The 21388-nt window shown below is 58.4% G+C and carries 15 protein-coding genes and 3 pseudogenes; 14 read left to right on the top strand and 4 right to left on the bottom strand.

Annotated features, from left to right (window positions below; all coding sequences use genetic code 11):
- Positions 1-6: 6 nt before the first annotated feature.
- From FY152_24250 to FY152_24240, 3 genes are all read left to right on the top strand, one after another.
- Positions 7-1401 carry an MmgE/PrpD family protein gene (locus FY152_24250; GenBank protein ID UXS35276.1) on the top strand — a complete coding sequence of 465 codons (1395 nt, stop codon included), beginning with the start codon at positions 7-9 and terminating at the stop codon, positions 1399-1401.
- Between the two features lie 100 nt (positions 1402-1501).
- Positions 1502-2599, top strand: coding sequence for an ornithine cyclodeaminase (locus FY152_24245; protein UXS35275.1), 1098 nt, complete (start codon positions 1502-1504; stop codon positions 2597-2599).
- A gap of 11 nt (positions 2600-2610) precedes the next feature.
- Entirely contained in the window at positions 2611-3951 is a 1341-nt protein-coding gene (locus tag FY152_24240) for an MmgE/PrpD family protein (protein UXS35274.1), read from the top strand.
- Here the strand turns inward: FY152_24240 and FY152_24235 are convergent, their stop codons facing one another.
- Together FY152_24235 and FY152_24230 are read right to left on the bottom strand one after the other, a co-directional pair.
- Complete coding sequence (locus tag FY152_24235; GenBank protein ID UXS35273.1) at positions 3952-5349, bottom strand: amidohydrolase family protein; 1398 nt, start codon at positions 5347-5349, stop codon at positions 3952-3954. It lies immediately after the preceding gene.
- Positions 5342-6073 (bottom strand): response regulator transcription factor, encoded by a 732-nt coding sequence (locus FY152_24230; protein UXS35272.1) that lies wholly within the window; start codon positions 6071-6073, stop codon positions 5342-5344. The genes FY152_24235 and FY152_24230 overlap by 8 nt, the downstream gene beginning before the upstream one ends.
- Positions 6074-6890: 817 nt before the next feature.
- Between FY152_24230 and FY152_24225 the strand changes: the two genes are divergently transcribed.
- The 6 genes and pseudogenes from FY152_24225 (at position 6891) to FY152_24200 (ending at position 10905) form a co-directional block, all read left to right on the top strand.
- Positions 6891-7610, top strand: a complete 720-nt coding sequence (locus tag FY152_24225) for a LuxR family transcriptional regulator (protein ID UXS35271.1) — start codon at positions 6891-6893, stop codon at positions 7608-7610.
- 154 nt (positions 7611-7764) lie between these two features.
- Entirely contained in the window at positions 7765-8517 is a 753-nt protein-coding gene (locus FY152_24220) for an N-acyl-L-homoserine lactone (AHL) synthase (GenBank protein ID UXS35270.1), read from the top strand.
- An 8-nt stretch (positions 8518-8525) separates the two neighbouring features.
- On the top strand, positions 8526-9236 hold the full coding sequence (locus FY152_24215) for an autoinducer-binding domain-containing protein (GenBank protein UXS35497.1): 711 nt from the start codon (positions 8526-8528) through the stop codon (positions 9234-9236).
- Positions 9237-9445: 209 nt separating this feature from the next.
- A pseudogene (locus FY152_24210) lies at positions 9446-10076 on the top strand (Fic family protein).
- Positions 10077-10079: 3 nt separating this feature from the next.
- Positions 10080-10341, top strand: a pseudogene (locus FY152_24205) (ATP-binding protein).
- Positions 10342-10412: 71 nt separating this feature from the next.
- Positions 10413-10905 (top strand): annotated as a pseudogene (locus FY152_24200) (IS630 family transposase).
- Positions 10906-10907: 2 nt separating this feature from the next.
- Here the strand turns inward: FY152_24200 and FY152_24195 are convergent.
- The gene (locus tag FY152_24195) at positions 10908-11822 is read right to left on the bottom strand and encodes a HEPN domain-containing protein (GenBank protein UXS35269.1); all 915 of its coding nucleotides are present in this window, start codon (positions 11820-11822) and stop codon (positions 10908-10910) included.
- Between the two features lie 243 nt (positions 11823-12065).
- On the opposite strand from FY152_24195, the gene FY152_24190 reads away from it, so the two are divergent.
- Together FY152_24190 and FY152_24185 are read left to right on the top strand one after the other, a co-directional pair.
- Positions 12066-12986 (top strand): LysR family transcriptional regulator, encoded by a 921-nt coding sequence (locus FY152_24190; protein UXS35268.1) that lies wholly within the window; start codon positions 12066-12068, stop codon positions 12984-12986.
- 567 nt (positions 12987-13553) lie between these two features.
- A complete protein-coding gene (locus FY152_24185) occupies positions 13554-13904 on the top strand; it encodes a hypothetical protein (protein ID UXS35267.1) in 351 nt (116 codons plus the stop codon).
- Between the two features lie 202 nt (positions 13905-14106).
- Here FY152_24185 and traA read toward each other — a convergent pair whose 3' ends face one another.
- Positions 14107-18735 carry a Ti-type conjugative transfer relaxase TraA gene (gene traA / locus FY152_24180; protein UXS35266.1) on the bottom strand — a complete coding sequence of 1543 codons (4629 nt, stop codon included), beginning with the start codon at positions 18733-18735 and terminating at the stop codon, positions 14107-14109.
- 224 nt (positions 18736-18959) lie between these two features.
- On the opposite strand from traA, the gene FY152_24175 reads away from it, so the two are divergent.
- The 3 genes from FY152_24175 to traG are packed head-to-tail and all read left to right on the top strand — an operon-like array spanning position 18960 to position 21386.
- Positions 18960-19247 carry a pilus assembly protein gene (locus tag FY152_24175; GenBank protein ID UXS35265.1) on the top strand — a complete coding sequence of 96 codons (288 nt, stop codon included), beginning with the start codon at positions 18960-18962 and terminating at the stop codon, positions 19245-19247.
- The gene (locus FY152_24170; protein UXS35264.1) at positions 19237-19470 is read left to right on the top strand and encodes a conjugal transfer protein TraD; all 234 of its coding nucleotides are present in this window, start codon (positions 19237-19239) and stop codon (positions 19468-19470) included. The genes FY152_24175 and FY152_24170 overlap by 11 nt, the downstream gene beginning before the upstream one ends.
- Positions 19467-21386: a Ti-type conjugative transfer system protein TraG gene (traG, locus tag FY152_24165; GenBank protein ID UXS35263.1), complete on the top strand. Its 1920-nt coding sequence runs from the start codon at positions 19467-19469 to the stop codon at positions 21384-21386. Before FY152_24170 ends, traG begins: the two co-directional genes overlap by 4 nt.
- Positions 21387-21388 lie beyond the last annotated feature (2 nt).

The following is a 21388-nucleotide window of genomic DNA, read 5'->3' as shown; positions in this document are numbered from 1 at the left end:
GGCGCCATGACAACCCCCGCAACGCAGACCCTTGCCGGGTACCTCGTGAATGCGAGTTTTGAGAATCTTCCGCCGGACGTGGTAGAGAAAGCAAAGCTCTGCCTGATGGACTCGGTCGGGTGCTTTTTCGGTGGTCATCAAACCCCGGTCGCTCCGAGTCTGGAACGGCTTGCGGCGGATATATCCGGAGGTTTCACTAACGCGCCCTGTCCGGATCCCGCCTGGCAGGCATTTCATTACGCGACTTTGGCCAACGCCCTTGACCTTGATGACATCTACTGGAAGGGGCATCCCGGGGCGACAGTGGTTGCTGCCGCACTCGCGCTTGCCAACCGCTCTCGCTCCACAGGGTGCGACCTGATTGCTGCAATCGTCGCCGGGTATGAGGTGGGATGCCGCATCGGCATGTCGCTCGTCCACAACACGCCGCGCAAGACAGTCCATGGCCACGGCACCTGGCAAATATTCGGCGCAGCCGCCGCATCGGCGAAACTGCTGAAACTCGATCATCAGCAAGCGGCCCATGCCCTGGCAATCGCGGCTGTCAATGCCCCTGTTGCGTCGGTCATGAAGACCGTTTACGGGACCACACCGACAATGGCGAAGAACAATTTTGCGACCGCAGCAATGGGTGGTGTGAACGCAGCGTTTCTTGCTCGTGCAGGATTTGAGGGGCCGCTTGACGTTTTCGAAGGGGAAACCGGTTTCTGGCGTATGGCGGGGGCGGACGACGTCGATCCGTCGCGGCTGAAAATCGGTCCCGATATTCGCTACGAAATACGACACGTCGGCTTCAAGGCGTTCAGCTGCTGCAGGATCATTCAAAGCAGCGTCGAAGCTGCTGTTGAAGCGTTCGTCCTCGGGGCTGTTGACGGGACCGGTCATGACGTCAGGGAGATCGAGGTCTTCGCTTCCGAGATCGTCTGCCGTGCCCCGTTCAATGATCCCGAACCCCGCGATATCTGGGCGGCCCAGTTCAGCGCACCTTTTGCAATCACCATGGGCGTGCTCGGACACGCGGCCGGTCCTGAATGGTTTGCGCCTTCGCGTTTCCTGGATCAAACAGTGCGCGAGCTGACGGCAAAAATCCGGCTCTTTCCTCTGAGGTCGACGGATCGATCGAGCCACCACCACGCGGCAAGGGTTCGTCTTCACCTGCTCGACGGCCGCGTCGTGGAGGCCACTGTCGAGGTTGCAAAGGGCGATGCTGCCAATCCGCTCGCCCCTTCGTTCCTGGAGGAGAAGTTTTTGCGCCTGTCGGCGGTACGCTTGCATGGAAACGGAGGACTGGAAATGCTCCAGTTCCTCAAGCATCTTGAGTTGAAAGACGACCTGCGGTTTCTGCTCGATACGATCCGCACGCCAGGAGGCTCGCCTCAATCCGGGGACAGTCCTATATAACCGGAATGCATATTGTTGCATAAAAGATAGCTAATCTTGGCTTTATTTCCCGCCGATTCCTGCTGAAATCCTCTCGTTCGGATGTTCGGGAGGAACTCGCATGAGTGGAAGAATTATCAGTCCAAGCCTGTCAGACATACCGTGTTACTCGGCGACAGAGATCGCCGGGAACGGGACACTCCTCGATGGAAAGATTGTCCATGAGGTCGCCGGCAAAGCGTGGGACGACATTGCCCGCGGTTCCGCTTACGGCACGAAATCGGTGCTTTCCATCACGCCCGGGGAGATCGACAGGCATCCCTTGATCAAGGATGCAGGTTCGCTGGAGGAGCGCCTTGGCTGGAAGTTATCCTGCCTCTCAAGCGTCAACAGCCGCTACGGGGCAGTGAAAATCGTCGGTGCAAACGCCCTCAATCGCCAGCTCGGTCTTCCACGGTCACGGTCCACAATTATCCTCATGGACAAATTTACCCTTCTTCCTCTTTGCCTGCTCGATGGAACCGACATCTCTGCCGCCCGAACGGCGAGTTATGCGACGCTTGTTCTTGAGCGATTGCTTGCGCCCCGTCGGGATGCGTCTGTCTTCCTGTTCGGCGCCGGACCAATTGCCGAGAAAATTATACTGGCGCTTGATCGATGCCACGGGGAAAATATTCGCGAGGTCCTTGTCCGCAGCCGGACAGGTGACTCAGCCATACGGCTCGCGAGATCGCTGGGAGAGACGGTAACCTTCGATATCGTGCCGGTTCGGGACAACCTCGATCTCGGTCGATGCGATTTTGTGATTACTGCATCAAACGCGAAGGCTCCCGTTTTCGAGGCCGGAGAGATAGGCGACGCTGCCGTGCTTCATCTGGGTGGGGATGAAACACCCCCGGCACATCTGGAACGGGCGCTGCGGTGCGGTCGTGTTCTTTGCGACGACGTGGCGATGGTGTCGCGTCGTGGTTCGCAAAGCCTCGCGCTTCACTTCTCACGAAAAGGTACGACGCTGGAGCAATCGGGATCCGTGCTCGGCATCCGGTCAGTGACGGCGATCTTGGATTCTTCGGAAATCGGACAGGAAAAACCTGTCCACATCACCTGTGTCGGTTTGCCCATGCTGGACCTTTATGTGGCCGCCCATGTCTATGAGACCTTGTCGGGCATCACAAATGATGGCGCCGGCGAAGCGACGGTTGCAGAAGCGACCCACTGAGAGATGCTCCTATGTATATCACGAAGCTTCTCGCCGAATGCATTGCTGACCGTGTTTTCGATGCCGTGCCTGTGGAGGTCCGGAACAAGGCGCTCTGCTGCCTCTTCGACGCCGCGACCTGCGCCCTCGCCGGCAAATTTGTCACCGGGTCGACCAGCGCCAGACTGGTTGCAACCCGAATTTTTGGTCCCGGAAATGCCCCTCTCTGGTTTTCGGACCGTCGGTTATCGACCACCGGCGCCGCCTTTGCCAATTCGGCTTCTGTCTGCGCCCTTGATTTCGATGATGGTCATCGTGCCGCGCGCGGACATCCAGGTGCTGCGGTGATCCCCGCTGTTCTGGCCGCCTACGCGGACCGTGCAATCGACCCGGACCAACTCATCGCTGCGATCGTCGCCGGTTACGAGATCGCCATCCGGATCGCCGCCGCACAAAACCCTGAAAACATAAAAAGTCGCCAAAGCGGTTTATGGGCCGGCTACGGCGCGGTCGCTGCAGCCGGCAGTATCCATCGCACAGGCCGGGATCGTCTCGCCAATGCCTTGGCGATTAACGGTGTATGGGCCCCCAATCAGGCCGCAAACGGAAGTTCCGGCTATTCGAAGCTTACCGGAAATAATGCGAAAGAAGGAATCCCGTGGAGTGTCGTCACCGGCCTCACCGCACTCGAACTGGCCGAAGAGGGATTTACGGGTCCGGAAGACATTCTCGATCACGCGTCCCACTTCAATAGGGATCGTATCGAGAATGGGCTTGGTCTGACCTGGGAAATCCTGGGAACCTATTTCAAGCCGTATTCCTGTTGCCGCTATATCCATCCCGCCATCGATGCGACGCTCGACCTGATGCAAAGCCGGGGACTCCAGCCGAAAGACGTTCTGTCAATCGAGGTCCACACGTTCCAATGGGCTCGGCGGCTGCAAAACAAGGTCGGCCCGAAAAACCTTGTGGAGGCTCAGTACAGTCTGCCTTTTTGTCTGGCCGCGGCCGTCCGGCGCGGTGCATGTGCGCTCGCGCCCATCGATGAGCAACTTCTCGATGACCGGGAAATCTGTTCCCTTGCCGCCGCGGTTACCTTGACGATTGATGATCAGATCGACCAGAAATTTCCGGCGGAAACGTTGGCGCGGGTGAAATTGACCACTCCTTCGGGCGATATAACGTCCACCACCGCGATGGCGCGTGGCGATGCGGGCCGACCGATGCTTTGGGACGAACTCAAGGAAAAGTTTCGGCAGGTTTGCAGAGGAAAAATGAGTGCAGCGCGTGAGGACGTTTTCGACAGGGCAATTGACCAGCTCAAATCCGGTGATCCTCTGCCCTTCCTGCGAGAGGTTTCGGCCGACCTGTGATCATTCATCCCGTCGCCTAGCCGCAGAAGGGCCCGGACCATTGCCATTGATCGTTCCATTCCAGACCACCACCTTGCCATTGATGATGATGTGGCGAACGCGACCCAGATTGACGCTATCGACGATCACGAGATCCGCGCGCCTCCCCTTCTCGATCAAACCACGATCGCTGGCCAATTGGGGAAAGGCGCGTGCGACGTTCCCGGTTGCCAATGCGACAGCTGCAGCCGGTGACATCTGCTTTTTGTGAACAATGCGCTGGATTGCAAGGAGGATGCTGTCCCAATGTCCGCCGGCATAGTCAGTCGAGATCGTATCGACGCATCCGTCCTCGATAAGCGCGTCGAAATTCGCCGGATTATTCCGCCAACGGGTCTGGATGCTGTCGAGCGTTGAGACATCGATCGTGACGCCACGTCTTCGCAGTTGGTGTGCGAACGATACGGATTCATCCGCTAGAAACATCGGATGGTTCGAATGACCCGCGACAATGTTTGCGTTTGGATATCTCTCGGCGACTTCGATCAGGCGCCGGACCGACGGCGCAGAATTGTGAAAAATCGCCGGGAAGCCGACACGCGCGGCTTCCCGCGCCACTTCCTCAAAGCCACTCAACGCGAGATCAACCGGTGGCATCACGGAATCGAGAATAACCTGACGGACAGTCCTTGCGTCGCAAGAGTCGGACAAACCGCAGCCATCGAGTATCGCCTGTAATTCGCCATCGGACACCCCATCCTCGATTTTCAAGTATCGCCCGACCACGGCATTTCGCAGCTGGCGTGAAACCAGAGCTGACACGTCTTGGCCCGTCACGCGTTTCATCGCTTCGGGAATGAACCGATACTCCTGCGCACCTCCGCCAAGTGTCTGCCCCCCGCCAACCTCGCCAAGCGCTTTTGCTCCTTGCGACAAAGCTTCGTCGATGGATGCATGTCGATGCCGTTCGGATAGACCGGCGCCATCGATCGCCAGGGCCGCTTCGATATTGGAAGGAGTGTGAGCGGTGGAGATATGGACATCAAGCGGATGTGCATCATCCGCAAACGCCTCATCAGACAACGCCAAACCGCATACATTCAATAACGTGGTCGTCCCCTCGAGGAGGTGCCTGTTCCTGTTCCAGACAATCACTTGCCCGTCGACAGGGGACGAACCGCTCGGCATGGATGGGCCGCTGACGCAGCCATGGGCATGCGCGTTGATAACGCCCGGTATAACCGTGTGGCCGTGAGCGTCGATGACATCGATCTCGTCAGGATTGACGGATATATTTCCTGGCTGGACGAACGCAATTCTGCCATCGCGGATACCGATGGAGGCGTTTTCATGAAATGTGGCGCCATCTCCCGTTATCACGCAAGCGCCGCGTATGATCCTGTCGAGCCGATTAGACATTGCGATCGTCTCCAAAAGCGGCTGGGGCTTCAGGCGAAGGGGATTCCAGAATGTAGCCGACTCCCCGGACGGTGCGGATAAGGTCGGGTTGGCCGTTCCGGTTCAGTCTCTTTCGCAATCGGCCTATATGGACGTTCAGCGTGCGCTCTTCGACATGATGCAGGCCGGGCCACACTGCAGTTATCAGTTCTGCGCGCCGGCAAATCTCGGTCGGGCGCTCCATCAGGCAGGACAAGACAGAAAATTCCAGTGGTCCCAGGTGAATGTTCAGACCATTTCTTGAAACGCGATGATGCTCGAAATCAATCTCGATGCCGCCGTAGGATAGCTGACCTGATCGCGCTCGAGGCAGGGTCCGGCTGAACGCAGTCTTGCGCAGGTATTCAAGCAGCTTGATCGGCGCAAAAGGCCGAACGAAACACTCTTCTGCGCCGGCCCGCTGCATATCGACATATTGCCCCTCGCCGCCCGCACCAATGATTGCGAGGACGGGAACGCTCGCCGTGCGATGTTTCCCCTTGATCCTGGCACACACCTCAACCGCCGGAAAGGGATCAGGTCGGCAGTCAAGCAGTACAGCCCTGACCTGGTGATCGTCGGCAAGATGGGACATCTCCTCGATGCCTCTGGCCATTCGAGCCTGATAACCCTCAACCTCCAGAATGTGTGAAAGGAGGAGAAAGAAGTCCGCATCAACCGAACCGATCAGGATCAATTTTTTCATGAAATGCCCTTTACTCGGCAGAATGCCCTTAGAGAAGGGAGTTTATTCCCCGCGTTGAGCCACCCTCTTTACGATCAATGTATCAATTTCTCTCAATTTGGCTCTAAAATCGACTACTAGAAGTAGTAGTCGCCAAACATGGCGCATTGTGACATGTTTTAAATTTAGCTTTTGGTATTGGAGGAGACAGTGGCTGCCGACACAGGTTGGCAGCTCACGAGACAAGCATTGTAAGGGCGGGTATTTGACCAGATCGAAGAAGAAAGAGAGCGGGAACGGCGTCGGACTGGCTTCCTATCCAACGCATGGCGACAAAATCGCAAGCGTGGCGTCGTTATCCTTGAAATATCATCGCATCATCCTGATAGTGAGAAATGCTCCCGCAGCACGGCGATTTTTGCTGCCGAGCCAGATTCACCCACCAACCGGACACAGCACACTGATTGCCATGCCGTCGCTACGGCGCGGTTGGACGTTGCACCGTCCGCATCGGAAAGTTGTTGCCGCCAGACCAGGTCGGTCGACCGGTATGACTTCGGACAAACCCGCTATGGCGACCGAGCGCCAGGCTGACCGAGGCTGGAAGACATGCCGGTATCGGTTTTGAAGCGAGCATTCCGCCAAAGTCGTGCCTGTAGCCGCACAATAGGTCGAGACGCGCGACAGCCTGCCACGGCTTCGACCGAAAGAGGAGCGGCAAAACCACAAGGAAGTTCGGGGATCTAAAACGCTGGCAGGTTGTCGTTGAGCACCCGTGGGGAACAAGGCGGTTCTCGTCTGCGCCATGGAATCTCCATACATCGGAAAGGGTTACCGCATGAAAACAGTATCTGCGAATCTCGCTAAAGCTATCGAGACAATCACAGATGCCGCCACAGTCTATGAGGCTCTTTTATCTGTTCAGGAAATTTACGACGTCGATTTCGTCACCTACCACCTCACCGCGACTGTGATCAGCGATCTTGACGCACCGTTTGTTCAGTCAACCTACAGTCCGGAATGGATCGCACGATATTTCCTGAACCGATATGTCCAGGTGGATCCTGTCGTGCAACAGGGCTTTTTGCGCCAGCTTCCATTCGATTGGCGTGAATTCGAAATGACGCCCGAAATTGGAGCGTTCTTTGATGACGCCTGGCAACATGGCGTCGGAAAGTCCGGTTATTCGATCCCCATTACTGACAAGGTCGGCCGACGCGCGATTTTCTCCGTCAGCGCGGCAGACACCTCGCAAAACTGGGACAGAATTGTTGCAGACAATCGGTCGGACTGGATCGAACTCGGATATCAGATCCATATGAAGGCGATCAACGAGATCCACAAGGGAGAAGACCCTGTTCCGGGTCTTAGCGCACGTGAGCGGGAGTGCTTATCCTGGGTAGCACGCGGAAAAGACCACAAGGATATTGCACTCATTCTCGGTATTTCCGAGCATACGGCAAGGAGCTACCTCAAGTCTGGCCGGTTGAAGCTCGGATGCGCAACTATTTCGTCTGCCGCAGTCCAGGCGATGAAATTCAGGCTGATCACCATTTGATGCAGCAGCTCGAACCTGGCTTTCCACCCCGTGGCACAACGCCATAGACCTTTAACTTTCCGCGCAATACCTCAATTGTTTGTGCCCATCCGTAGCAATGGGCAAGCCAGGATTTCCGTGCATCCTGTTCCGACACATGATCGGAGATTGGCGCGTGTTCCTTCTCATCCAACCCTATCAATATCATCGGTATGCAGGCCTACTGGAGCAATCGTTCAGATTGCGGAACCGGGTTTTTCACGATTGTCTTGGCTGGCAGGTCGATGTGCATCGCGGCCTTGAACGGGACGCTTATGACGGTTTGGGCGCCGTCTACCTGGTCTGGTGTGACAAGGACGCGCGACATCTCTATGGCACGGTGCGGCTCATGCCGACGACAGGGCCGACATTGCTGCATGATGTGTTCAGGCGAACGTTGCCGGAAAAGGATCTAGTGTCTCCAGTCGCATGGGAGGGCACGCGAATGTGCCTTGATGTCGACCTCCTCAAAGAGTCTCAACCGACGCTCAGCCCATCAAGAGCGTTTGGGTTCCTTTTGCTGGCCTTGTTCGAATGCTCCTTCGCGCATGGCATCAAAACACTTGTGTCGAATTACGAGCCGCCAATGGAAAGAGTATACCGGCGAGCGGGATTGATCGTGGAGGAGATTGGCCGTGCTGACGGTTACGGCCGGCTCCCGGTGTGTTGCGGCGTGTTCGACGTTTCAGACGAAACACTTCAGCAAATGCGAACTGTCCTTCGAATTGCGCACCCCTTGTACACACCTTCTTTGCCCAAGGCTGCGGGAGCGACCGCAGTACAAAGGTTCCAACGCCTGGACCATGTCAAAAGGCCGGCAAAAATCGAGAATCTCGGGACCCACCAATGGCGCTCAATGGCAAAGGCGCCGCTCGAGGCGGTGGGATAAGACGCGGGATGAACGCTTGGCTACGCAAATTGATCGATACGACATCCATGATGAAAACCAGTCGGGCGACAGCCGAACTGCTTGATCACCTGACCCGGGAACTGGGGTTTGACTTTTATCATGTGGTGACTGTCCGTCACCCGGGGTTGGGAAACTCCATCTTGTCCAATGCCCCAAAGGAGTGGCTGGACATATATCGGCAGGAGCATTTCGACAGGATCGATCCAGTCCTGACCCATGCCCGTGAAAAAATGGCACCATTCGTCTTTGATTTTGAGCATGAAGGAAAAACTGCGCGCAGACCCCACCAGACATTCTATTCCAGTGCCGACGAGGCGGGCATCAGGGCCGGCATATGCATGCCCGTGATGGCGCCGTTCAGCGATTTCTTCACCCTTTCACTTTTCTCCGGTGATGTGGCCTTGCCCCAAAAATACCAACTGCAACCCGTTTTGAGTGCAAACGCTGTGGGGTTACTCCACATGTGCGTGGAGGCAACCGAGGCCGCATCGATTAGAGCACCGGCCATCGAATTGACGGCGCGGCAGTCAATAGTGCTCAAGTGGGCCGCCGAGGGGAAAACGACGCAAGAGATAGCCCTCCTCGAGAACATGACGCACCACACTGTCAATTTTCACATGAAAAACATTCGACAGAAACTTAAGACCGTCACCCTTCCCCAGACGACTGCATTGGCCACAAAGCTGAAACTGATCTAAGGTACGTTGTGTTGCTGTATCGGTCGTCGTCATCCGCAAAAGAAGTGTTCGTTATCCCGGATCGCTGATAGTTAGGTTTGCTCCCCGGCAGAACATGCAGATAAAGGGCTAGAACTTGATCGGCAAGAAGACCGGCAAATGCATTGCCGAAATGTTGCACTATCGCTATGTTCCAAAACAGAATTATAGCGGCATAGAAAGCGGCAAAAATGGTTACGCTCGCAAGCATAGAGCCCCTGCTTCCGGACAGCAGCCGGGAACTTGAAGATCTGGCGATCGAACTGACGTCAGTTGCCAGTCGGTCCGCAGCGCGACTTCATCCCATCATGCGTGCTTCCGTCGGTGATCTCGTGCGCTCGATGAACTGCTATTACTCAAATCTCATCGAGGGACACAACACGCTACCAATCGATATCGATCAGGCCATGGCGGGCGATTTCGCTCGAGAACCGGAGAAGCGCAACCTTCATCTGCTGGTTGCACGGCGAGTTCTGCCGCCGGCTGCCAAATGACCTGCTTCTTGTTCGCAATTCCGATACCGGCGAAGAAATCATTATGGTCCCGGGGCAGCTGAGAACGCGGCACGTCAAAGTCGGCGAACACATCGTTCCCGAACCGGAGATGATTGAACCGCTGCTCGCAAGGTTCGTTGAAGCCTACTCGTTCAAGATGCTGTCTAAACTCCAGAAGATCGTTGGGGTTGGGGCATCTCATCATCGGCTTGCATGGATCCATCCATTTTTCGATGGCAACGGACGTGTCTCTCGCCTGTTCTCCCACGCGTTACTGCGCGACCTTGGGATTGGCTCGGAGCTCTGGTCTGTGTCTCGCGGTCTTGCCAGTGGGCGCTTCTACAACGTCGTCGATCTCGACAATCGGCTTGAGACGGAAGCACGCAATGGAAAACAGGGCCGGCTCGCCGACTTCATCACCAGGCTCGACTTCGTCATAATGGACGAGCTTGGCTATCTCCCGTTCGCGCAGGCCGGCCGTATTCGGCGATGTCAAAATGACCGCTGCCATGCTCGACAGGCTCACACACCATTACGAGATCGTGGAAACCGGGAACGAATCCTGGCGCTTTAAAAACCGCTCTCAAAGCTAAAGCCGAAAAGAGAAACAACCCGCGCCCGCAGGCCCCTGCGCTAGATTGAAAGCGCCGGGCGCCGCCGAACGCGCACCCAAACTTATGTCCGCAACGGCACGGCATCCCTGTTCGCCGCGCTCGACGTTGCGACTGGCGCGGTGATCGGCCAGTGCTACGAACGTCACGGGGCGACCGATTTTCTCGACTTCCTGAAGCGGATTGACGCCGAGATGCCCAAGGGACCGGACGTGCATCTGGTGATGGACAATTACGCGACCCACAAGACGCCGAGGATCAAGGCCTGGCTCGCACGCCGCCCACACTGGCATGTTCACTTCACGCCAACGTCGGCTCCTGGATCAATCAGGTCGAGCGGTGGTTCGCAGAGCTGACACCAAAGGAGTTGCAGCGCGGCGTACACCGTTCCACTGCAAATTGGAGGCCGACATCGACGCCTTCATCGAAACCCATAACGAAAACCCCACCCCATACAAGTGGGTCAAATCCGCCGACCAAATACTCGCCTCGGTCAAGCGCTTCTGCCAAAAAACAATGAGCCGAACTTCAGATTCAGGTGACTAGCCTCAACTACCGTTTTTCACGGCCTGCTGAAGCTTTTCGATGTGCTCCCGGCAGAGCGTCTCGACCAGAACATGAAGCTCGGCCGTCCGCTCCTGAAGCCAGGCAAGGGCTTCCTCGGAAATTTCAAAATGCTTCGAATAGCGCGCCTTGACATAGGCCTCGTTGAGAATGTTGTACCATGCGGTAAACCGCTGATGGTCGCGTGGCCAGATGTCGACCAGACGGCGGTCACGATCTTCTGAAAGCCCGCGCAGGAATTTCAGATTGTGCGAGGGCGGCGAATAATTAGTGAGCGTCAGGAGGTAGCAGGAATAGGCGGTTTCGACTGCCTGATGAAGCGTGAAAGCCGCATGATTTGGTTGACCATCGGCTATCGAGTAACGTGCCAGCTGGAGGAAATATTTCGCGCCATTCAACTGTTTTTCAAAATGCTCTTCCGCGACCCTAAGTGCATCGGCAGGGCTGAGCGGTTTCGGCTCAGCCAGCGGCCGATCATCGAATTCGTAGAGGATGACACCTTCGCGGGCGAGATCGACGAAGAAATATTGGCCATCATGTAAAAAATTGCTGATCTCGCGGGCACCATGCACGATCAGTCCAACCGGTGTCTCGATCTCCTTGTCCCACATCAGCCGGTCGGTGGCCTTGTCCCAGTATTTGGGGTCGGCCAGTTCCTTGTTGCTGACGATGACAAGGATGTCGAAATCCGATCGATAGCCTTTCGACGTATGCGGTTCATCCACCCATGTGCCACGGGCGTAGGAACCGAACAGGATGATTTTATAAATCCGCCCGTCCTTTTTGGCCTCCGACTTCGAACGCTCGACAATGCCGGTGAACTCTTCGTGGATGATCCGGACGACCCTTTCCAGCTCGCGCTGCTTTGCCTGCGGAAGATGTCCGATATCCGTTTTCATGGCCTCACCATCGATTCTTCTGAACGGGTATCCTAGCCGTTATCGGCAGGCTATTGCTACTCCACATTGTTGTAGCCCCAATCCACCTGCTTCGACACTATGCGGGGTTAAACCGCCTTCAGCAACCATTAATCGCGATGTCCTATCAATGTTGCATCTGGACCAACGCAACGGACCACTCTATCCTCTTGGAATTAGAGGCCCGCCTCGACCTTAATCGCGCGTCCGGCGGAAGGAACTGAAATGGATCTGCGCCAAATGAGCACATTCGTTGCCGTCGCAGAGGAACTGCATTTCGGGCGCGCCTCCATCCGGCTCAACCTCGCCCAGCCTGCAGTCACTGCCCAAGTCCAGGCGATCGAGAAGGAACTGGGCCTTCCCCTTCTCATTCGTTCCACACGCCGCGTACAACTCACCCCGGCAGGTTCTGTTTTTTACGAGCGTTGCGTTCAACTGCTTCGCGATGTCGACGAAAGCTGCGCGATCACACAGGCGGTCGCGGGCAAAGCTGCCAGCAAGATCACCATCGGCACCATCCACCCGGCAACCTTCGGTGTTCTGCCCGATTTTCTTGCACGAATTGGCCGACGCTATCCAGACATCCGCATTCATATCCGCAACGGCACAACCGAATCCATCGTGCGGGACATTGAGCGCGGACAGGTCAATATCGGTTTTGTCCGGCCACTGGACAACAACGGCGCATTGCGATGGCAGGCGCTAACAGAGGAGCGCTATTTACTCGCCGTCTCCAAAGACAATGCTCTCGCAGAAGCCCAGACCGTCACGCTTGAGGACTTGCGCCGTCAGAAGATCATTTCCTTTTCGCGTTCGAACCTGTCCTACACGGAGCGGTACTTTCTGGATACATACCGTGAGCATGATCTTTCCGACCGGATCGTCTACACCTGCGACGACACACTTTCACTGATAGCTCTCGTTTCCGCAGGTGTCGGGGTCGGCTTCGTTCCGGAATGGGCGGCAAATCTGCCGAACAGGAACTTTCGTTTAAAGGCGGTGGAAGAGATCGATCTGCGCATCGGCCTTGGACTGGCCTGGAGCAAACAGGACCCGACCGCCAATCGTGATGACATCATCGAGATCGGCCGCCAACTCGCATCCACTATTGCGAAAGCACCCGCTCGTAAACAGTACCGCAATTGAACGTCTTGAAACAGCATGACGGCGGGCCCCCGGGTTTCCCGTGTGCGGGACAATCGTGAACGCCTTGGCACATGCGCCCCTTATTCTGTGCGACAACCAAGCAGCAAGTCTGTCGTCGTCACCTCATTGCGCGATATTGCGGGGCTCGGTGACCTTCAGACCAGCAACTTCGAACGAGCCCGTGACGCAGGTGGCGACCGTCAGGTCCCGCGCGAACGCCGGGCAGCGATATAAGCACCCGCTGGGCTGTAGCCCTGCCTCCGGTCATTGCCCGGGCCATCTCTGGGACATAGGCCTGCGAAGTATCGAAGCCGATTGGCAAAACCCGCCCCGAAGAGTCGGCGGGCCCTCCTGTTCTCAGCGGTCCTGATAGATCTCATGCCGCCTGCTGTGCGGCATCGCCCGGGAATGTCAACCGCGCGGCGATCGCTCATATGAGGGAGTGCCGTTGTGGGTATTTCCCATCGTCAAGACCGACGACATGCTGTCCACCATAACACTGCTGGCCATCGCGTATGTCGTATATTGGACATACTGCCGAAGAGAGACACTTCTGACGGAGGATGAATGAGGTATCAAAACGTCTCGGAGGCCTTCATTGAGCTAGAGGCTGCGCCGGCCATAGCAAAGAAAATCTGCATGCAGAGCACAGATATCTGCTTGTCGATCATCGACAGGGACAGCGGCAGACAACTCAACTTCGAGAACGGGTTTGCGATCATCCGAGTCGCTAACGATGGTCTCATCGTACGGGTCTCCGCCGGAGACCTGCTCACGTTCTACGGCATTCAAACGTTGATCGAGGGTCGCTTGTGGGAACTCGCGCCCGGCGCCGCAAGATCAGTGACGTGGCTGCCAGCACCAGGGGCCAGGTCCGGGCAATTCCCGAGAACGGCGACAACGGACATGAGAGAATGAAGTCCATTGGCTCCCTCCGATCAATACAGAAGATTTGCAGGGCGTAGCTGTCGAACCACCAAGTTGACCAGCGTCATGTAATATTGTGCTTGGCGCAAGCCTCGTCGCGAGCGGCTGCCGGCTGCCTCGATTTGATGCGATCAAACCCCTCAGCGACGTTTGTGATCTTCCACCAAATGTTTCGGTCTCGTCCTACTGATTCCTATCGAGTGAAAACACGGCCTCGTTCGATCGTGCGACGCTGGCGCTCGGCGATAATGTTCTGAGTACTTTCTGCCCGCACCGCCTGCTGCAGCACCTGCAGGCGCTCTCGCATCGCCTCGAAGGCGGGGCGTTGCGCCGGTGAGACGAGATTGCCGGTATCCTTCTCACCCCTCAGAATCGCATTCCGGCCGAAACGCTCGTCGAGCGCCCGGCTGACCTCTGCAAACTCCCGGACGACACGTGGCTCGAGTGAACCCGCAGCAACACCGCGCTTGGTGTTCTTTTGCTTGTCCTTGTTCTGCCTGTTCACTTCTGCCACCAGTTTCCGGAGGGCATCCTCGGCCGCCTGCGATAGCCCTGGGATGGCAACCGCCATGCGCCGACGCTCCTCGGTGACGGCTCGAGTCTCCGCATCAAGGGCTGTCGCCCACGACGCACCGAGCGAACGCACGCGGCTGGCAACTTTCGGCACAGCCTGATGCGCTTCCTTTCGTTCGCGACCGACGGCGAGCAACCTGTCCATCAGGCGGTCAGAACCACGCAACGCACCATAGGCAGAGGGATCGTTGCTGACCGCCGCGGCGATCCGCTCGCCGGCAAAGCCTTTTCCGACAAGCTCCTCAATCTTTCCGACCGCGCCTGCAGGATCGCGCCAGATGAGCGTCGCGGTCTCGGCAAGGGCTGCGCGATGGTGACGATAGTGCGCGACCGTGCTAGCACGGTTGCGCGCTTCTTCTTCCACCGGCGTCCTGAACTCGGTCACAGCGGTGAACATCGGCAACATGGGCATCGCTTCCTTTCCGATCTCGATGCTCGCGCCGGCGACGATCTTCGAACGATCCTGTTTTTCGGCCAAATGCTGTTCCTCGGAAAAACGCCTGACGGCGGCGAACAGGCGGAGGATTTTCTCCCGGCGCTCCGGCGCGAGATCTTCCGGCATGCGCTCGGCGATGTTACGCTGGGCAACCACATCGGCCTTCGCGGTGAAGGCGCTCCAGCCGAAGCGTGCGGTCAAGGCGTCGTTGACGGCCTTGACCTCCTGAACCAGTTGGCGGTCCTCGACGGCATAGGCGAAAGCGGTCTTGTAGGCATCGTCCCCGCCCCGTTCGCGGATTCTCTCGATTTCGACGAGGCGCGCCATTGCCGGCTTCGACAGCATCGGTATCGACAGGGACATATGGGCGCGTCGTTGCTGTTCGCGGATACCGAAGCGCTCGGCCTGCCGGCGGAATTCCGTGGCATGGGCGCGCGCCAAGGGCAGCAATTCCCTCAGAGCAGCCATCGCGTCCGCGCGCTCATTGCGGGCTGCGCGTCCGTCGACCACCAGATCAGAACCGCGCAGTCGGCCGAGCCGATCCGGTGCTGCGGCAAGATCCCCGGCAAGCGTCCGAGGTTCAACGTCACCGTCAGACGCCAGGGCATTGAGGGTCGAGAGGGCGGCCACCGGATCGCGGTAGATCTTCTCCAGCAACGGCTGCAGGATCGCTTCACGGTCCTTCCAGGCCGGCGATGAAAGCTGCGCCAGCCGCGCATCCTCATCCACACCGCGAGCGAATTGGGTGGTCGGCGGGATCAGATAATGTCCGCTGACCGGCATGCCTTCCACGAGAGCTTCCGCCCGGGCTTCATTGTAGGCGGCGCGCCGTTCCCGCTCGATCGAGAAGCCAAGCGCCACGCTCGCGCGCTCCCAGAGCTTCGCCACCAGCTCCCGCTTTTCCGCAACCCACGCCAGCCGCCGGGAAGCGCCCTCCTCCATTCCGGCCGCAGCCTGGGAGAGCGTGTCGAGCCCACGTCGCCGCGCGAAATCCTGCGCATGCGCCCGGTAGCCTTCCTCGCTCTCGAAATCGAGCGTCGTGGTTTTCGCGCCGGAGCGCGACAGACGCTCGACAAGACGCCCGAACAGTTCCGGCCGGTGGCTCTCCTTCTCGATGCGTTCCGAACGGGCGGCCGCGGATTCCTTCTGCTCGGCGGTCCAGACGTTGCGATCGACCTCGCGTTCCTCGCTGCGCTTCTCGCCGGCCTCTTCGTCGACAACGGTGACCTGCACCTTGACCTTTTCGACACCATCCTTGCGTAGCGTCACGGTGTCGCCCTCCGAGATACCCGCCTTCTCCAGCGCTTTCGGCAGGCTCACGCCCCAGAGACGGTGGACGGTTCCGGCATCCGTCCTGACGTCCGCATAGGGGCTCTTGTCGGCATCCTCGTCATCGGGTCGGAACTTCGCGTTCCCGGTTTCCACGAGTTCGCCGGTTACGCCGGCCGCATGATCGGCGCGCGGCTTCCATCCCCATTCCGGTCTCGCCTCGAAATCCTCTTTCGCGGCATAGAACTCGGCGCCGTCGCGATGCCGCGTCATCGACACATAGGTCAGGTGCTGGTCCATCATACCGGTGGCGAGCACCAAGGTCCGATCGACGGTCGACCCTTGGGATTTGTGGATGGTGGCGGCATAGCCATGATCGACATTGCGATAGCTGTTTTCGCTGATGACGACATCGCGGCCATTGTCGAGACGGACGGACAATAAGGCATCGCCCCGTTTGTCGCCCGTGGAAATGACCGTGCCAAGCATGCCGTTCTTCACATATTGCGGACCGAGGCTGTTGGCGCGCGGTTCCACGAAACGGGCATTTTCCAGAAAGATGATCCGGTCACCGGCAGCGAACTCCCGCTCACCGCGCTCTGTCCGGAATGAGCTACGATCGCTGAGTGCGCCGGCGTCGATCATCACCGATCGCAGCGCCTCGTTCAGGCGCTTCACGTCCTCGTTGGTGTGGGCGAGCACGAGCAGCTCGTCGCCGCGAAGGCGGCCTTCCCTACCTTCCGAGACGGAGGCCTCGATCGCCCGATTGCGCGCCTCCGTCCAGTCGGCGACCATCCGCCCGACGACTTCATCGCGCGTGTCCGCCTCGACCAGATGGCCATGTTGGGCATAGGCGTCGAGGCCTTTCTCGACCTCGCCGCGTGCAAAGAGCCGGGAGGCGCTGCGCGCCCACTGTTCTCGCTGGCGACGAACGCCGGCGAGTTCAGCGAACCCGATCCGCTCCGATATGGCCCGGAACGCAGCACCAGCCTGGATCGGCTGCAACTGCATGGCATCGCCGACCAGGACGACTTTCGCCTCAGCCTCCTCGGCGGCCTTCAGCACGCGCGCCATCTGCTGCGAGGACACCATGCCGGCCTCATCGATGACCAGCACATTGCCGCGCTTGAGCAAATTACGCCCGCTCGCCCAGGCCAGTTCCCATGACGCCAGCGTGCGCGACTTGATGCCGGAACTATCTTCCAGTCCTTCCGCCGCCTTGCCGGCAAGTGCCGCACCGACAACCCGGCGACCGTCGCTTTCCCAGGCAACGCGCGCCGCCGCAAGCAGGGTCGACTTGCCCGCGCCGGCAAGACCGACCACCGCCGCGATACCGCTCTCACCCGTGACATGACGGACAGCATCGACCTGCTCCGCGTCGAGCCGGAATCGCTTTTCAGGATCAGCGGTCTCGACAGCGGCAGCGACTGCCTGAGACGAAACCGCAAAGCCCTTGCGCTGCGAAAGAACCCGCGCCGACTGCGCCATGTCATATTCGATGCGCAGCATATCGCGCGACGTGAAGACGGCCGGTTCCGCGGCCTTTCCAGTCTCGGGATCGAACACCTGCGCCTTCAGGGTTACGAGATCGTCCGACGCCATCAGGCGCGCCCGGATATTGGCGAAATCGACGGGATCGTCGACATAGCGATGCAGCGCCCTGGCGATTTCCTTTTCGTCGAATGTCGAGCGCTCATTGCCGATCTGCTTCAACAGAAGCTCCGGTTCCGCGAGCAATCGATCCGCCATGTCCTGCCGGCGGGCAAGATCGGCCGGCGCAAAATACATCTCGACGCCCTTGCGGGCGAGTGCTGCCTTTTCCGGACCGAGATGCTTTTGCGCGATCCCGTCGAGACCCTGTTCGGCATAGGAGCGCCCGTCGAGACGGATCTCATGACCGGCAAGCGCCAGATGCCGGTTTGCAGCGTCCGCCCAGGCAATCTTCCACACCTTCATGGTTTCCTTGTCGCCGGCCCAGAGCTTGTAGACAATCTTGCCGTTCGGCCGATGCGGCGTGACGACACGCAGCGGCTCGCCATCCTCGCCAAGCACAGCAACCTTCTTCGGGCCGAAACCCTCCTCCGTCAGGGGACGCAGCGTCATCATCAGATGGATATGCGGATTGCCGTCCTTGTCGTGATAGACCCAATCCGCGACCATCCCCTTGGACGTAAAATTGTCTTGCACGAACTCGCGCACCACAGCGATGTTCTCCGCCCGCGTCAATTCCTCCGGCAGGGCGATGATCAACTCGCGCGCAAGCTGGGCGTCCGCCCGCGTCTCGAAGGCATCGACCGCATTCCACAGGACCTCGCTGGCACCGGCCACGGATTTTCCGCTCACTGCATTCTTGAACCAGGCCGGGATCTGATCCGGCAGCGCCAATTCCTCATGCACCAGTTCCGCGGCCCCTCCCCGATAGCTGAAGGACGTACCGGCCTGCTCGTCCATCATCCGGGCGCGATGGCGATAGGCGGCGGCCGAGACGATGCTGCGCCCCGCTCCCCTTCCAATCACCTGGGCTCTGACGAACATGATCGCCACGACTGGTCTCCGAACCTCTCAGGCACGTCGCGACAGCGACGTATATTGCGCCCTCAAACCGATCGGACCACAGGGCCGATGCCGCTTTTCCGGAAGACGGCCCAAGCCGGAATTCCGGCATCGACGATTTGGGGACTTGTGCATAGTGACATATTTGACTACCATTTTCTAGTAAGTTAAATGCTGATCGGAAATTTTCTCGAAGCCAAGAAAGGATACGAATAATGGCGACAAAATCGGCACTTCTGGATATTGACGCTCAGATCGAGAAGCTGCGGGAGCGTAAGAAAATGTTGATAGTAAAATCTGCCGATCGTTTCGCGCGCGCTGCGACGAAGTCGGGGCTGGCGGAACTGGAGATCGCTGACGAGGAGGTCGATCGCATCTTCGAAGAGATCGCAGCGCGATTTCACAAAGCGGAAAAGAAGGGGTCTGGTTGCGCATCTGCTGCGCCGCGTGGACAGGCAGATGGTGGGGCTGGAGCGGAGACGGAGGTTTCTCATGACAACTGACCGGAAAAAGGAAGCGCGCGAAAAATTCCTGCTTGGCGGCATTGTCGTGCGAGCTGGCCTGTCGAAGGCAGACCGCGCCTTCTTGCTCGGCGGATTGCTGGAGCTTGCGAGGATTGCACCGAGCTCACTGGAGCATCGGCGACTCCGGGGGATCGGTGAGGAGGCTTTCAAAGTCCCGATGCTGGATGGCGGCACACCGCTCATGGTCGAGGCGGCAGAATGACAATCAGGGCAAGACCCCACCTGAGCCTGTTGCTCATACTCGTGCCGATCACAGTCGCAGCTTTTGCGGCCTATGTCGTCGGCTGGCGTTGGCCGGAACTCGCTGCGGGCATGAGCGGAAAAACACAGTACTGGTTCCTTCGAGCCTCTCCCGTGCCGGTTCTCTTGTTCGGGCCCCTAGCGGGGCTTCTCACGGTTTGGGCTTTGCCATTGCATCGGCGAAAGCCGATAGCGATGGCGACACTCATCTGCTTTTTATCCGTCGCCAGCTTTTATGGGCTTCGAGAGTTCGGCCGGCTGTCACCGTCCGTCGAGAGCGGCGCGGCCACGTGGAATCAGGCGCTGTCGTTCATCGATATGGTCGCGGTTGTCGGCGCCGTCGCCGGTTTCATGGCGACGGCGGCATCCGCACGCATCTCGACCGTTGTCTCCGAACCGGTGAAGCGCGCCAGGCGCGGTACCTTCGGTGATGCGGACTGGCTCTCCATGTCCGCGGCGGCCCGGCTCTTTCCCGACGACGGCGAGATTGTCGTCGGCGAGCGATATCGTGTCGACAAGGAAATCGTTCATGAGCTGCCATTCGATCCGAACGATCCGGCGACCTGGGGACAGGGTGGCAAGGCGCCGCTGCTCACCTACCGCCAAGATTTCGATTCCACTCACATGCTTTTTTTCGCGGGGTCCGGTGGATACAAAACCACCAGCAACGTTATCCCGACAGCACTTCGATATTCCGGTCCCCTGATTTGTCTCGACCCGTCCACGGAGGTCGCCCCTATGGTCGTCGAGCATCGGCGCGAAAGGCTAGGGCGTCAGGTGATGGTGCTCGACCCGACAAACCCGATCATGGGCTTCAACGTGCTCGACGGCATCGAGACGTCGAAGCAGAAGGAACAGGACATTGTCGGTATCGCTCACATGCTGTTGTCGGAAAGCGTGCGCTTCGAATCCTCGACCGGCTCTTACTTTCAGTCGCAGGCGCACAATCTTCTGACCGGCCTTCTGGCGCATGTCATGCTGTCGCCAGAATATGCAGGACGGCGAAACCTGCGCAGTCTTCGCCAGATCGTCTCCGAGCCGGAGACGTCGGTGCTTGCCATGCTCCGCGACGTTCAACAAAATTCAGCATCGAAATTCATCAGCGAAACGCTGGGTGTGTTCGTCAACATGACCGAGCAGACGTTCTCAGGCGTCTATTCGACCGCGTCGAAGGATACGCAATGGCTGTCGCTCGACAATTACGCAGCCCTCGTGTGTGGCAACACATTCAGAGCCAGCGATCTCATAGGCGGCAAGAAGGATGTGTTCCTCAATATCCCCGCATCGATCCTGCGTTCCTATCCGGGGATCGGGCGTGTGATCGTCGGCTCGCTGATCAATGCCATGATTGAAGCTGACGGCGCGTTCGAACGCCGGGCGCTGTTCATGTTGGATGAGGTGGACCTCCTCGGCTATATGCGCGTGCTCGAAGAGGCGCGCGACCGCGGCCGCAAGTACGGCGTCAGCATGATGCTTCTCTACCAGTCCGTTGGTCAGCTTGAGCGGCATTTTGGAAAAGACGGCGCAGTCTCGTGGATCGACGGCTGCGCGTTCGCGAGCTACGCTGCGATCAAAGCGTTGGAGACAGCTCGCAACGTCTCGGCGCAATGTGGGGAGATGACCGTCGAAGTGAAGGGCAGTTCCCGCAACATTGGCTGGGACACGAAAAACAGCGCATCGCGAAAATCAGAGAGCGTCAATTTCCAGCGCCGACCGCTGATCATGCCGCATGAGATCACACAGTCGATGAGGAAGGACGAGCAGATCATCGTCGTCCAGGGCCACAGCCCGATCCGTTGCGGTCGGGCGATCTATTTCAGGAGAAAGGACATGGACACGCAGGTGAAACCCAACAGGTTCGCCAAGCTGAGGCCGTAAGT

This window comes from Agrobacterium tumefaciens (assembly GCA_025560025.1).
Lineage (GTDB): Bacteria > Pseudomonadota > Alphaproteobacteria > Rhizobiales > Rhizobiaceae > Agrobacterium.
Note: the sequence above shows the minus strand (reverse complement) of the source record. Positions and strands in the feature narration are given on the sequence as shown.

What these genes read in the sequence shown, in the direction of transcription:
- FY152_24250 (UXS35276.1), top strand. Translation starts at nt 7, where the DNA reads ATGACAACCCCCGCAACGCAGACCCTTGCCGGGTACCTCGTGAATGCG.
- FY152_24245 (UXS35275.1), top strand. Translation starts at nt 1,502, where the DNA reads ATGAGTGGAAGAATTATCAGTCCAAGCCTGTCAGACATACCGTGTTAC.
- FY152_24240 (UXS35274.1), top strand. Translation starts at nt 2,611, where the DNA reads ATGTATATCACGAAGCTTCTCGCCGAATGCATTGCTGACCGTGTTTTC.
- FY152_24235 (UXS35273.1), bottom strand. Translation starts at nt 5,349, where the DNA reads ATGTCTAATCGGCTCGACAGGATCATACGCGGCGCTTGCGTGATAACG.
- FY152_24230 (UXS35272.1), bottom strand. Translation starts at nt 6,073, where the DNA reads ATGAAAAAATTGATCCTGATCGGTTCGGTTGATGCGGACTTCTTTCTC.
- FY152_24225 (UXS35271.1), top strand. Translation starts at nt 6,891, where the DNA reads ATGAAAACAGTATCTGCGAATCTCGCTAAAGCTATCGAGACAATCACA.
- FY152_24215 (UXS35497.1), top strand. Translation starts at nt 8,526, where the DNA reads ATGAACGCTTGGCTACGCAAATTGATCGATACGACATCCATGATGAAA.
- FY152_24195 (UXS35269.1), bottom strand. Translation starts at nt 11,822, where the DNA reads ATGAAAACGGATATCGGACATCTTCCGCAGGCAAAGCAGCGCGAGCTG.
- FY152_24190 (UXS35268.1), top strand. Translation starts at nt 12,066, where the DNA reads ATGGATCTGCGCCAAATGAGCACATTCGTTGCCGTCGCAGAGGAACTG.
- FY152_24185 (UXS35267.1), top strand. Translation starts at nt 13,554, where the DNA reads ATGAGGTATCAAAACGTCTCGGAGGCCTTCATTGAGCTAGAGGCTGCG.
- FY152_24175 (UXS35265.1), top strand. Translation starts at nt 18,960, where the DNA reads ATGGCGACAAAATCGGCACTTCTGGATATTGACGCTCAGATCGAGAAG.
- FY152_24170 (UXS35264.1), top strand. Translation starts at nt 19,237, where the DNA reads ATGACAACTGACCGGAAAAAGGAAGCGCGCGAAAAATTCCTGCTTGGC.
- traG (UXS35263.1), top strand. Translation starts at nt 19,467, where the DNA reads ATGACAATCAGGGCAAGACCCCACCTGAGCCTGTTGCTCATACTCGTG.